This is a genomic window from Burkholderia sp. JKS000303, assembly GCF_002563755.1.
GTDB classification, from domain to species: Bacteria; Pseudomonadota; Gammaproteobacteria; order Burkholderiales; family Burkholderiaceae; genus Burkholderia; species Burkholderia anthina_B.
In genome coordinates this window covers 1141289-1154767 of sequence record NZ_PDBZ01000001.1, presented here as the reverse complement: position 1 = coordinate 1154767, position 13479 = coordinate 1141289, and the positions used below count along the sequence as shown (strand labels likewise).

Genomic DNA, 13479 nt, shown 5'->3' with positions numbered 1-13479 from the left:
AACACGCAATCGAACCTGAGATCGACGCCATGAGCACGCCTCTGAAGACCCTCATCACGAAACTGAACCCGCTGTGCCGGCACGCGACCGAGCGCGCGGCGAGCGCGTGCCTGGCGCGCGGCCATTACGAGGTCGATCTCGAGCACCTGTTCCTCGCGCTGCTCGACGAAGCGACGGGCGACCTGCCGCTTGCGCTGCGCGCGAGCCGCGTCGATCCGCATGCGCTGCACGCCGATCTCGAGCGCGAACTCACGCGCCTGAAGACGGGCAACACGCGCACGCCGGTGTTCTCGGTGCACCTGATCGCATTGTTCGAGCAGGCGTGGCTGATCGCGTCGCTCGATTCGCAGCTCGGCCGCATCCGTTCCGGCCACCTGCTGCTCGCGCTGCTGACCGCGCCCGATCTCGCGCAGTTCGCGCAGCGGATGTCGTCGCAGTTCGCCGAAATGAACGTGACAGACCTGAAGCACAAGTTCGACGAGATCATGGCCGGTTCGAGCGAAGCCGAGCCGCGTCAGCCGGATGACGAAGGCAGCGACGTCGCGGCGGCTGCCGACGGCGCCGCGCCCGCGGCCGGCCCGTCGAAGACGCCCGCGCTCGACACGTACACGACCGACCTCACGCAGCGTGCGCGCGATGGCAAGATCGACCCGGTGATCGGCCGCGAAGCCGAGATTCGCCAGGCGATCGACATCCTGATGCGCCGCCGCCAGAACAACCCGATCATGACCGGCGAGGCCGGCGTCGGCAAAACGGCCGTCGTCGAAGGCCTTGCGCTGCGGATCGCGGCCGACGACGTGCCGCCGCCGCTGCGCGGGGTTGCGCTGCACGTGCTCGACATGGGGCTGCTGCAGGCCGGCGCGAGCGTGAAGGGCGAGTTCGAGAACCGCCTGAAGAGCGTGATCGACGAGGTGAAGAAGAGTGCGCACCCGATCATCCTGTTCATCGACGAGGCGCACACGATCATCGGCGCGGGCGGCCAGGCCGGCCAGAACGACGCGGCGAACCTGCTGAAGCCGGCGCTCGCGCGCGGCGAGCTGCGCACGATCGCCGCGACGACGTGGAGCGAATACAAGAAGTACTTCGAGAAGGATGCGGCGCTTGCGCGGCGCTTCCAGGTCGTGAAGGTCGAGGAGCCGAGCGAGCCGCTTGCGGCTGCGATGCTGCGCGGAATGTCCGGGCTGATGGAGAAGCACTTCAACGTGCGCATCCTCGACGACGCGATCACCGAAGCCGTGCGCCTGTCGCACCGCTACATCAGCGGCCGCCAACTGCCGGACAAGGCGATCAGCGTGCTCGACACCGCGTGCGCGAAGGTTGCGCTCGCCCATAGCGCGACGCCGGCGGCGATCGACGACACGAAGAAGCGCATCGAGCGGATCGACGCGGAAATTGCGTCGCTGGAGCGCGAAGCGACCGGCGGCGCGTCGCACGACGAGCGGCTTGGCGAATTGCGCGGCGCGCGCGACACGGCGCTCGAACAGCTTGCGAAGGACGAAGCGCGCTACGAAGCCGAGCGCGCGATCGTCGCCGAGATCACCGAACTGCGCGACACGCTCGACAAGGCGCGCGGCCCGTCGGAAGACGGCGCGCCGGTGGACGTGCCGGCCACCCGCGAGAAGCTCGCCGAGCGCGTTGCGGCGCTGCACGCGCTGCAGGGTGGCGAGCCGATGGTGCCGCTGCAGGTCGACGGCCATGTCGTCGCCGAGATCGTCGCCGCGTGGACGGGCATTCCGCTCGGCCGGATGGTGAAGGACGAGATCGACACCGTGCTGAACCTGCAGCCGCTGCTCACCGCGCGCGTGATCGGCCAGGACCATGCGCTCGACGCGATCGCGCAGCGCGTGCGCACCGCGACCGCGAACCTCGAGGATCCGAACAAGCCGCGCGGCGTGTTCATGTTCGTCGGGCCGTCGGGCGTCGGCAAGACCGAGACCGCGCTCGCGCTGGCCGACATCCTGTACGGCGGCGAGCGCAAGATGGTCACGATCAACATGAGCGAGTACCAGGAAGCGCACAGCGTGTCGGGCCTGAAGGGTTCACCGCCGGGCTACGTCGGGTACGGCGAGGGCGGCGTGCTGACCGAGGCCGTGCGTCGCAATCCGTACTCCGTCGTGCTCCTTGACGAAGTCGAGAAAGCGCACCCGGACGTGCTCGAGATGTTCTTCCAGGTGTTCGACAAGGGCACGATGGACGACGCCGAAGGCCGCGAGATCGACTTCCGCAACACGCTGATCATCCTGACGTCGAACGTCGGTTCGGCCGCGGTGATGCAGGCGTGCCTGAACAAGCCCGCCGAGGAACTGCCGGATCCGGACGCGCTCGCCGAAGCGCTGCGCCCGCAGCTGTACAAGACCTTCAAGCCGGCGTTCCTCGGCCGGATGAAGGTCGTCCCGTACTATCCGATTTCCGACGACGTGCTGGCCGAGATCATCGAGCTGAAGCTCGACCGGATCCGCCGCCGCATCGAAGCGAACCACAAGGCCGCGTTCGAGTGGGACGAATCGCTCGTCGATGCGGTGCTCGCGCGCTGCACCGAGGTCGATTCGGGCGCCCGCAACGTCGACCATATCCTGAACGGCACGCTGCTGCCGGAGATCGCGGGCCACGTGCTCGGCCGGATCGCCGACGGCGAGGCCATCGCGCGCATCGCGGTGCGCGCGGACGAGGCCGGCGAATTCGCGTACACCGTCGAATGAGCGCGGCCGCGCAACACGCATTGATGAACTGACCGAACCATGCCGATCAATCTCCCCGAGCTGCTGACACCGATCAGCGATGCATCGCCCAGCGGCGACGACCTGCTGTTCTCGAACGAATTCGACGCGATCCAGGATGCGCGGCGCTACGACGATCCGACGCTCGACCAGGGCGAGTGGGTGACCGAGATCAAGGAGGCCGACTGGGGCTTCGTCGTCGACCATGCGGGCGAGCTGCTGCGCACGCGCACGAAGGACCTGCGGCTCGCCGTGTGGCTGACCGAGGCGCTTGCGCTGGAAGACGGCATCACCGGCCTCACCGAAGGCTATGCGTTGCTGGAAGGGCTGTGCCGCGACTACTGGGACACCGTGCATCCGCTGCCCGAAGGCGACGATGTCGAATACCGGCTCGGCAACGTCGCGTGGCTGTCCGGCCGCACGGCCGAGCTGTTGCGCGGCATTCCGGTGACGGACGGCGCGTCGAACGCATTCACCACGCTCGACTGGGAAGTCGCGCAGCACGTTGCGCAGGCCGTGAAGCGCGACCCCGAGCATGCGGACGACATCGCGCGCGGCAAGCCGTCGGTCGATCAGGTCGATGCGTCGCGACGCGTAACGCCGATCGCGTTCTACACCACGCTGCTCGCGAACCTGAAGGCGTTCGAATTCGCGCTCGATGCATTCGAGGACCGGCTCGTCGAACGCGCGGGCGATTCGGCGCCGAGCTTCCGGCAGACGCGCGACGCGTTCGAAACCGTCTACCGGCTCGCCGAGCGCTTCGCGCGCGAGCAGGGCTATACGGGCAGTGCGCCGCATACGCCGGCGGCGCCGCACGCGCAGCCCGAGCGTATCGAGCCGAGTTTCGGCGACCCGATCCATACCGAGGAGACGCATGTGCAACCGCAGACCGCTCCGCGTGCGCCGGTGACGCAGATGATCGCCGGCATCCAGAACCGTGCGCAGGCCGTCGACCAGCTGCGTGCGGTCGCGCGTTACTTCCGCCAGACGGAGCCGCATAGCCCCGTCGCGTATCTCGCCGACAAGGCCGCCGAATGGGCCGACATGCCGCTGCACAAGTGGCTCGAGAGCGTCGTGAAGGACGACGGCTCGCTGTCGCATATTCGTGAGCTGCTCGGGGTGAGGCCCGACGAGCAGTCGTAAACGCACGACGGGCGGCGCATTGCTGGCGCCGCCCGTCGTGTGCCGTGCCGCTCCGCAACGGAGCGGCCGGTCGATCCGCTGTTACTGTCCGACCCGGAACTCGATCCGCCGATTCCTCGCCCGCCCATCCGCCGTATCGTTCGGCGCGATCGGCTGATCCGGCCCGACGCCCGTCGTCGTCATCTGCTGCGGCTGGATGTTCTTCGTGATCAGATAGCCCTTCACCGAATCCGCACGCGCCTGGCTCAGCGCGATGTTCGACGTCCGGTTCCCCGAGTTGTCGGTGTGGCCGATGATGTCGACCGTGCGGTTCGGCATCTTCGACAGCGCGGCCGCCATCTGGTCGAGGATCTGCTTGCCTTGCGGCGTCAGCGTCGCGCTGCCGGTCTCGAACTCGATCGTGCGGTTCGCGAGCGTCTGGTCGAGCAGCCCCTGCTCGGATGCCGACACGCGCAGCCCGTTCTTGATCGTGTACGTCGGGTTCAGCGTGTTCGCCATGTCGCTCGCGAGCTGCTGGCGTTGCGCCTCGTTGTGCACCTCGCCCTTCATCTCGATCTGCGTGCCGTTGATCTTCAGCTGACCCTTGCTGATCTGCTTGAGCTGCGTGCCGAGCAGCTTCTGCACGTTCGCGCTCCAGTTCGGCGGCGTCGCGACGTCGCCAACCTCGATCTGGTCGACCACGTTCGCCGCGCCGTAGGTGTCGCGCAGTTTCTGCAGCACGGCGGCCTTGGTCGCCTCGTCGGGCACCTTGCCGCCGACGACCACCTGGCCGGGCGTTGCGTTCGCGGGCGGCGGCACGATGGTGCCGGCGGTGCCGCGTATCACCGTGCCGGACGCCGTGGCCGGCGCGGCGCTGGCGTTCGTGTTCGCGGGCAGCGCGGCGGCCGCGACGGTGCCGTTGGCGACCGGCGTGACGGTCGCACCGCCCGTGCTCTGCGCGAAGGCCGCGCCGCTGGCGACGAGGCCGGCGGCAAGCAGGGCGGCAGCGAAGGGCGTGACGCGTGCGCGCCTGACGTGAATCGTGCGTTGCATCCCGTCAGCCTCCGATGAACGCTTCGCGGAACGCGTTGATGGCGACGCGCAGCGAGAGTTGCGGTTGGTCGAGGTAGCTGACGAGCTTGCTGATCTGGTGATCGTTTTGCGCATGGGCGTCGATCCACTCGGGATCGTCGATGTCGATGTTGTGGGCGGCGTAGGTCTGCGGATCGACGACGCTCAGCAGCGTCTTGGACGACGCGCCGTTGAAGCCGATGATCAGCCGTTCGCGCTCGGCGATCGTGCCGATGAAGATGGCGAGTTCGAAGTCGGCCTGCGCGACGAACGGCGCGATCAGCTCGAGCCAGAACGCGGCGACGAGGCTGCGATAGAACGGGTCGACCGGCAGCGGCAGCGTGAGGCCGCGCTCGATGTGCGACGAGCCGCTCTGCATCACGGGCCGCAGCAGCGAGCCGAGCGCGAGCATCGCGCCGCGCAGCCGCACGGGGTGACCGCTTTCGAGCAGCATCTGTTGCAGGCCGTACAGCGACTGGTGTTCGACGAAGTCGTTGAAGGTGCCGTCATGCGACGTGCCGGGGCCGCCGACGTCGATCGGCACCTGCGTGTCGCCGAGCGCCTGCAGCGCGCCGGGCGGCTCGTCCTTCGCGAGCAGCGGCGGGATTTGCGCGGCGACGCGCGACCACAGCCGCGCGAACGCGAGCGGGCTGCGCGCGAGGAACGCGAGCGGGCGGTCGACCTCGAGCGCGGTCGCGCCGAGGAACGGGAAGCGGCGCATCGACACGTCGTGGCTCGCGACCATGTGGCCCGCGATCGCGAGCTTGCTGCGCGAGCCGAGGAACGCGAAATGCATCGGCTTCGCATCCTCGTAGACGATCTTCCAGCGCGGATCTTCCGCGAGCAGTTCGAGCGCCTGCGCGATCCAGCGATCGAGCGTCTGCAGCAGCTGCGGATTGTGCGCGCTCTTCACGAAGTCGCCGCGCGACGGAATCTTGCCGAAGTAGGCGATCTGCGCCTGAACGGTTTGCGTCATTGCGCCCCCTGTGCATTGTTTGCGGTGGCGGCCGTGACGGCCGGTGCTGCAGCCGGCGTGCCCGTGCCGGCCTGCGTCGCGTTCTGTGCGGCGCCGGCGCTCGCATCGGCGACCGACGACGGCAGTTGCAGGCCGCGCAGGCTCTGCTGTTGCGGCTGGTCGCCGCCGCTGCTCGTCGGTTGCGACGTGCTGATGATGCGCATCGTCACCGACACGTTCACGTTGCCCTGGGTCCACGTGAGGTCGAAGGTGCCGTCCGGACGCCGCTTGCGCTGCGCCGAGTTGATCAGCTTCTCGAGACCGTAGCGGCCCGGCTCGTTGACGAGCTGCACCGTGCGGCCGTCGAAGGTCGTCGCGGACAGCGTCGCACCCGGCGAGCCCTGCGGGTTCGGCCACACGAAGTTCATCCACTGCGGCGGCGTGTTGCGGTAACGCAGCTGCTGGCCGTCGATCGCGATCGTGTATTCCGTCGTGCCGCTGCTCGGCTGCGGCAGGATCTGGAACACGGTCTGCGGCTCGGACGTCGCGGCCGCGCCACCTGCGGCGCCGCCGGCGAGCGGGGCGACCCAGCGTGCGAAGCCGTTCGTGAAGTCCGGCGTGAGGCCGATGCCCATGTCGCCCCACGTGCGGGCGGCGAGCGTGTCGCCGCGGCGCACCGCGAGCGGGCCCAGCGTCGTGCCGACGAACTTCGCGATCGCACCGTCCGGACCGAACACCTGCGCGATTTCACCGGCGCCGGCCTCGACCTTCGCGCTTGGCGCGAACGGGTACTTGGTCGCGAGCGAGCTCTGGAACGGCTGGTAGACCTGCGCGTTCCACACCTTGTTGACTTCGGCGCTGGCCGGCTGGATCACCACCGAGAACGCCTGCATCAGCGGCCGCACCAGCAGCGGACGCAGCGACTTGCGTTGCGAATCGGTGAGGCCCGTCAGCATCTGCTCGTCGACGAACTTCAGCGAATCGGCGAGTTCCGAGCCGTTGCCGTCGAGCGTCTGCTGCATCAGCTGGCGCGCGCCGGGGCCGGGGTCGCCCTGGTTCTTGATCACGTTGAAGCGCGTCCGGACCTTCGACAGCGAGTCCATGTAGCCCTTGAGCATCGACGTGCCGTCATGCGTCGCGACGATCCGTGCGAGCCCGATGAACTCCTGGCCGATCGGACCCATCGGCACCTCGGCCGGATTGCCGTTGATGTCGATGTTCGCGGCCGCGACCTGGCCGGCCCGCGAGCGCGAGAACAGCTGCTTGACCCAGTTCACGACACCCGTTTGCGCCTTCTTGATCGTCACGTTGGCGAGCGACGGGTTGTCCCACGACGTCTGGTCGTACGCGGTCTCGAGGATCTTGCGGATCGGCGAATCCTGCGGGTCGCCGAGGCGGTTCATCCCGTCGACGGCCTGGCCGAAGCTGCTGAAGCCCTGCACCGCGATGCCCTGCATGAACTTCTGCCAGTGCTGCGCGTACTCGGTCTTGTACATGCCGACGAGCGTCTTCTGGATCTGCTCGGGGCTGCCTTCCAGCGTCAGGTCGTCCTGAGTCGACGTGTTCAGCACCCAGTCCTTCGCCTGCAGTTCCTTGGTCGCCGCATCGCGGATCGCCGGCTGCACGTAGTCGAACCACGCTTCACGCGTGAACGTGCCCGGAATCGCGTAGCTGCCTGCGATCAGGCCCTGGTTGCCGTCGCCGACGATGCGCGCAATGGTCATCGGCGCGAAGCGGGTCGATGCGCGTGCCTTGATTTCCTCATAGACGCGCTGGCGGGCCGGCATGCCGCGCACGACGCGGCGCAGGTTCTCGCGGGTCTGGTCGACGAGCGCGAGGTTCGCGTCGATCATCGGCCAGTCGTCGTCGTTCACGCGCGACAGATAGAACGAGATCATGCGCTCGGCGCTCTTGATCATCTCGTCGCGCGGCATGTTGCCGCGATTCGTCTCGAGCCAGCCGCGCCAGAAGCGCGCGAGCTGATCGGTCAGGTGCGCCTGTTCGACGTGACGCTTGTCGGACAGCATCAGGTAGGTCTTCAGCGCGTTGTACGCATCCTGCACGTTGGTCGGCGACGCATCGCTGTACAGCCCGCCCTGCGGTGCAGCCGGCGGTTGCTGTGCGGTGTCCGTCGCGGCGGCCGCGGCGGACGCGCCCTGCGCGGCGCCGGCCAGCGGCGCGGCACCCGGCGGGTTCGTCGAAACCGGCACTGCGCCGCCCTGCACGGCGCCCGATTCGGGCGGGCGGGTCATCGGCACGAGCTGTTCGGGGTGTGCGTTCACGTCCTTCATGAACGACGCGAGATTCTGCGAGACCGGAGCCAGCAGGATCTGGCGCACGCCGTTGTAGTACTCGGTCAGCAGATGCTGTTCGAGACGGTCGCCCTGATACAGGCCGAGCGACACCGACAGCGGCTTGTCGCGGCGGAACTGCTCGAGCTGTTCGATCCGGTCTTCGAGGATGTCCATCGCCTGCAGGCGCGACTGCAGGTCGTTGCGGCCCTGCTGCAGGCGCGTAACGTTGTCGAGGTCGGCCTGCACGTTGGTGACGAGCTGCTGGTTGCCGATCGTCGACCAGGTCCAGCCGCCGAGCGCGAGCGCGAGCGCGGCGACGAAGCCGAAGAAGGTCGCGTAGCGCAGCCGCGTCTTGGTCGGGCTTGCGAACTGGCGCACGGTCTGACGGTCGGCGAAGATCACCTTCGAGAACAGGTCGCGCAGGAAGAAGCCGTTCTTCGAGAAGGCGCTGTGCGGCTTCGGCAGCGCGTTCGCGTCGAGGCCGAAGCGGCCCGCGATGCGCTGTGCGGCGGCGCTGTTGGTTTCGCCTTCCTGCAGTGCGCTCGTGAAGTAGAAGCCGCGGAAGATCGGCTTGTACTGGAACGGGTTGTTTTCGAACAGCGTCGCGAGGAACGCGCGCAGCGCCGGCTTGATCGTCGAGAATTCGAGCGGGAAGCTCAGCTGGCCCGGCGACAACTGGTTGCCGCGCGACAGCGACAGCTGCGCGACGCTGATCTCCTTGAGCCCTTCGTACAGTTCCTCGAAGCGTTCGTCGAACTGCGTGACGACGTCGCGTTTCTCATCCGGCTCGTAGGGCAGGGTGGCGCCCCACACACGGTCGTACTCGTGCTTGTCGCTGCTGCTGAAGAATTCGGTGAAGCCGGTGATCAGGTCGGCCTTCGTGAACATCACGTAGACCGGTGCGAACACTTCGAGCTTTTCCGTCAGCTCCTGAACGCGCTGGCGGAGGTTTTTCGCGAGGTTGATCGCAAATTCGGGGCGGTTGCCGGTGAGTTCGGCGATGCTGGCGGTGACGATGATGCCGTTGATCGGCGCCTTCGGACGGTAGCGCTTCAGCAGGCCGAGAAAGCCGAGCCATTCGCTGCGGTCTTCCTCGTGTACCGAATAACGGCCGGCCGTATCGAGCAGGATCCCTTCGGTCGTGAAGAACCAGTCGCAGTTACGCGTGCCGCCGATGCCGTGGATCACGGCGCTGTTCTTGTCCGCGAACGGGAACTGCAGGCCCGAGTTCAGTACGGCGCTGCTCTTGCCCGCGGCCGGGTTGCCGATCACGATGTACCACGGCAGTTCGTACAGCGCGGAGCCGCCCGACACCTGACCGATCTTCGACGTCTTGATCGTCTTCACCGCGTCGGACAGGCGCGTGCGCAGCACGTCGAGATCGGCCGTCTTCGCATCGGGTGCGAGCGCGGCCGCTGCCGGTGCGGCGATCTTGCCGGTTTCCGCCTGCTCTTCCAGCACCTGGCCGAGCTGCTGGTTCGCGCGCTTCACGCGCCAGCGGCGCCACAACGCGACGCCGAGCCACAGCACGAGGATCGCCGCGAAGACGATCGCCGCCCACAGGAGCGGTAGCTGCAGCATGTCGACCGCGATGAAGAGAATCGCCGCTAACGCGACGATCCCGACAATCGAGAGCGTACGCGGATGAGTCAGCACGTTGAGGATGCGTTGCATAGGACGTTCAGGTTCCGGTGCGATTCGGTGAGGCGACGCAGGCGCGCCGAGCGGCAAGGGTGGCGCCGCGATGTGTCGCCATGCTGTCAAACGGGATGAAGGGAGCCGGCATCAATGCGCTCGCGGCATCGGAGAAGGCGCGCGCATTAATGAAAGGACGCTGTGAGATTTAAAACGGAAGCGGCGGCCTGAAAAAATCGCGCAACGGAATGCCCGATCGATTGCGCCGCCCAAATAGTTTCCTGCCGGGTGATTAAAAAGCCCCATGCCGCCCTCATTATTTCTTGTACGGCAGCCCTGACTAGCTGCCGCGTCCCAGTTTAAAACCGGGTTTATGGTATTCCACGTGCCCGAGATCCATCATCTTCCAGCGGCCGCCCCAGGTCAGTCCGACCTGCTCGGCAACCTGTCCGTACAACTGGTAGCCGCGCATTGCCCAGGGATCTTTCTCGGAAATGACCAGCTTGCCGTCGCGCAGGAATGCGTTGTCGGCCGCCAGCCCGAATTGGTGATAACTCTGGAAGGCCGCCGCGTTGGTCACGTTGGTGCCCATCTGCGCGAGCCGGTTCTGGCGTTCCGGACTCCGATAGCCTTCCAGCAGCGCCATCTCATAACCATATTGTTCGTGCATGATCTTGTAGACCAGCAGCAAACGCGTGCGGAAGTCGGGATCCAGCAGGTTCCAGTCGCGGCTCGCATCCTTCAGCGCCGGCCGCACCTGTTCGACTTCCTTCGTGGCAAAGACTTCAGGCGGCAGCGGCGGAGGCGGGACGAGTTGCTCGCCTTGCAGCAGCGCGGCGATCTTCTCGTCGGGCACGCGCGCCGTGTCGTCGTACTGAAACAATTGCCGACCGCGTAACGCAATGGCCACCAATGGCGGCGTCGCAAGAATACCTGCCGATACCATAATCATCAAGCGCCGTCGAATCAGTAAATTTTGCACATCGTTTAATGCGCCGCGGGTAACGCTTGCCGATTTAACAATTTGACTTCGCGTACGCGCGGCGCGATCGTTCGCACGGCGCGTTAGACGGCCGTGAAACTGGGCGACGGATTCGAAAACGGTCGCGCGGATACCCGGTAAAAGCAACAGTGCCGCGACCGCGACGGCAAGGGCGAAATAGGCGACGAGTGCGACGGCAATCAACGAAATCCCCGGAAATTGGAATTGATTGTGTTTTGCAATGCTTGCTCTTAGAATCAGGCTGCTTTGAGAGGCCGGGCTATATTATCGCGGTGAATTAAACCAGGATTCAATGAGACGCTGAATGAGTGCGCCGGAAAATTCAAATTCGAAAACCCCGCCCAGCCTGCTGTCCGATACTAAACCGGCAGGCGAGGGTGGGCGTCAGCAGTCGCGCATTCTCGCGGATCTGGAAGGACGTGTCGCGCCCTCTGCCGAGCCGGCGCGCCGTTCGCTGAAGGGGCCGATCGCGGCCGTGGTCGCGCTCGTGATCGCCGTCGGTGGCTGGGGCGCATGGCGCTGGCAGCAGCAATCCGGCGAGTCGGCTGTCGTGGCCGCTGCGCCCGCACCGGCAACCGCGAAGGCCGAGCCGGCCAGCGGCGCTGCGCAGGTCGCACAGAATGTCGCGTCGGCGGCGTCCGCCGTTCAACCGGCGACGATCGTCAACGAGGATGCCGCATCCGAAGCCGTTGCGTCCGCATCGTCCGCGTCCGGCGCGGACAACAGCCGTTTGTCGCGCGCGCTCGCGAACGGGGCCGACGATACGCCGGGTGCCGTCACCGCAGGTGCCGCAGCAGCCACGGCAGCCGCGGTTGCTACGACGAAAACCGCGAAAGCCGACGCAGCGAAGAGCGACAAGGTCGCCGCACGCAGCAAGGCAGAGGCCAAGGCCGACGCGAAGGCCGAGGCCCGCAAGCATCACAAGGAACAGGTCGAACTCGCGCAGGCGAAGAAGCGTCGCGAAACGGCGGCCCGTACCGGCGGCGCGCGCGCGTCCGGGAAGGACGATCCGGATGCCGATCTGCTGGCTGCGCTCGTCGCACGCACGAAGCCCGCCGACAAGAAGGCCGCCGCGCAGAAGGCGCAGCAGGCCGGGCCGACCAAGACGGCGGCCGCGACGGGTGGCTCGCTCGCATCGCGCGTGAAGGACTGCTCGGCGCGGGGTTTCTTCGAGGATCAGCTGTGCCGCTGGCGCGTCTGCGAGGGCCACTGGGGCAAGGATCCGGCATGCCCGACCGCCGCGCAGTCCGAGACGCGGCAGTAAGCAGCATCACGCCACCCGTTCATTGCGCACGCGCCGCCATCGAGCGGCGCGTTGCTTTTGGGGCCGCCGGCCGCGCATGCACGGCCGGATGTGACAGTGTCACGCGAGTGTCACGTGCGTCGTGCATACGTTTCCTTTCTTTTCCCGGCGCGGCGCCGCGATGCGTGATGCGCGGCGCGGTGCGCGCCGCATCACCTTCGACACGATGGACCTGATCGTACAGACTTACGGCGCCGACACGTCCGGCATGGTGTGCGGATTCCGCTTCGTCCCGGGCGGGTCGGGCGCAATGCTCGACGCCGACGCGGCCGCTGCGTGGCTGAATACGTGTCGTGAGCACGAGGCGGTGCCGTCGGACGATTTCGTCTGGCTGCACTTCAATCTCGCGCACGGCGCGAGCGAGCGTTGGATGCGCACGCACCTCGGGCTGCCCGACAGCTTCTTCGAATTCCTCCACGAAGGATCGCGCTCGACACGCATCGAGCAGGAGGACGGCGCGCTGCGCGCGATCGTCAACGACGTGATGTTCAATCTCGAACTGACGCCGTCGGAAATCGCGACGCTGTTCGCCCATGTCGAGCGGCGCATCATGGTCACCGCGCGGCTCAAGCCGCTGCGCTCGGTCGACACGCTGCGCGCATGCGTGCGCGACGGCGAGCAGTTCCGGTCGCCGGCCGAGCTGCTCGTGCACCTGCTGCACGACCAGGCCGACCTCCTGATCCAGATCATGCGGCGCACGAGCGTCGACGTCGATCGCATCGAGGATCGCTTCCTGTCGCAGCGGCTCACGTCGAATCGCGTCGAGCTGGGTGCGATGCGCCGCACGCTGACGCGCCTGCAACGCATGCTGGCGCCCGAGCCCGGGTCGATCTTCCGGCTGCTCGCGAAGCCGCCCGCGTGGCTGCACGCCGAAGACGTGCAGGAGTTGCGCGAGTCGACCGAGGAGTTCTCGCTCGTGCTTGCGGATCTGTCGGGGCTCAACGAGCGGATCAAGCTGCTGCAGGAAGAGATCGGCTCGCGGCTCGACGAGCAGAACAACCGGACGCTCTTCACGCTGACGCTCGTGACCGTGATCGCGCTGCCGATCAACATCGTTGCAGGCTTCTTCGGGATGAACGTCGGCGGCGTGCCGTTCTCGGAGAACAAGCACGGGTTCTGGCTGATGGTGCTGCTGGTGGCGGGCTTTACCGGGCTCGCCGCATGGTGGGCGTTCCGCCGGCGCAATGATCGTTAGGGCCGCTTCACGTCGGCAACGCGTCAGCGCAGCAGCGTGATCGCTTGCTCGCCGATCACCATTCCGAGCAGGCCGACGAGCGCGACGAGCGGCGGGGCCGGCGAGCGCACGTGCAGCAGTGCGTACAGCACGCCGACACCGAGGCCCACCGCAAGCGAAAGCAGGTAATTCATCATGGCGGTCT

General features: G+C 66.9%; 9 protein-coding genes. 4 read left to right on the top strand and 5 right to left on the bottom strand.

The window, feature by feature from the left end; translation table 11 throughout:
- Positions 1-29: 29 nt before the first annotated feature.
- A complete protein-coding gene (tssH, locus tag BX604_RS05495; RefSeq protein ID WP_098549914.1) occupies positions 30-2699 on the top strand; it encodes a type VI secretion system ATPase TssH in 2670 nt (889 codons plus the stop codon).
- Positions 2700-2738: 39 nt separating this feature from the next.
- The gene (tssA, locus tag BX604_RS05490; protein ID WP_098549913.1) at positions 2739-3860 is read left to right on the top strand and encodes a type VI secretion system protein TssA; all 1122 of its coding nucleotides are present in this window, start codon (positions 2739-2741) and stop codon (positions 3858-3860) included.
- An 81-nt stretch (positions 3861-3941) separates the two neighbouring features.
- Here tssA and BX604_RS05485 read toward each other — a convergent pair whose 3' ends face one another.
- The 4 genes from BX604_RS05485 to BX604_RS05470 all read right to left on the bottom strand — a co-directional run bounded on the left by BX604_RS05485 (position 3942) and on the right by BX604_RS05470 (position 10980).
- The gene (locus tag BX604_RS05485; RefSeq protein WP_098549912.1) at positions 3942-4892 is read right to left on the bottom strand and encodes an OmpA family protein; all 951 of its coding nucleotides are present in this window, start codon (positions 4890-4892) and stop codon (positions 3942-3944) included.
- Positions 4893-4896: 4 nt separating this feature from the next.
- The gene (tagF, locus tag BX604_RS05480) at positions 4897-5886 is read right to left on the bottom strand and encodes a type VI secretion system-associated protein TagF (protein WP_098549911.1); all 990 of its coding nucleotides are present in this window, start codon (positions 5884-5886) and stop codon (positions 4897-4899) included.
- Positions 5883-9833 (bottom strand): type VI secretion system membrane subunit TssM, encoded by a 3951-nt coding sequence (tssM, locus tag BX604_RS05475; protein WP_098549910.1) that lies wholly within the window; start codon positions 9831-9833, stop codon positions 5883-5885. The genes tagF and tssM overlap by 4 nt, the downstream gene beginning before the upstream one ends.
- A 301-nt stretch (positions 9834-10134) precedes the next feature.
- Positions 10135-10980 carry a M15 family metallopeptidase gene (locus BX604_RS05470; protein WP_098549909.1) on the bottom strand — a complete coding sequence of 282 codons (846 nt, stop codon included), beginning with the start codon at positions 10978-10980 and terminating at the stop codon, positions 10135-10137.
- A gap of 121 nt (positions 10981-11101) precedes the next feature.
- Here BX604_RS05470 and BX604_RS05465 point away from each other — a divergent pair, with 121 nt between their 5' ends.
- Both BX604_RS05465 and BX604_RS05460 read left to right on the top strand, forming a co-directional pair.
- Complete coding sequence (locus tag BX604_RS05465) at positions 11102-12061, top strand: phage tail protein (protein ID WP_098549908.1); 960 nt, start codon at positions 11102-11104, stop codon at positions 12059-12061.
- Positions 12062-12266: 205 nt separating this feature from the next.
- Positions 12267-13295, top strand: a complete 1029-nt coding sequence (locus BX604_RS05460) for a transporter (protein WP_098552713.1) — start codon at positions 12267-12269, stop codon at positions 13293-13295.
- Between the two features lie 23 nt (positions 13296-13318).
- On the opposite strand, the gene BX604_RS05455 is transcribed toward BX604_RS05460, so the two are convergent.
- Positions 13319-13471: a DUF1427 family protein gene (locus tag BX604_RS05455; protein ID WP_098552711.1), complete on the bottom strand. Its 153-nt coding sequence runs from the start codon at positions 13469-13471 to the stop codon at positions 13319-13321.
- Between the last annotated feature and the right edge of the window lie 8 nt (positions 13472-13479).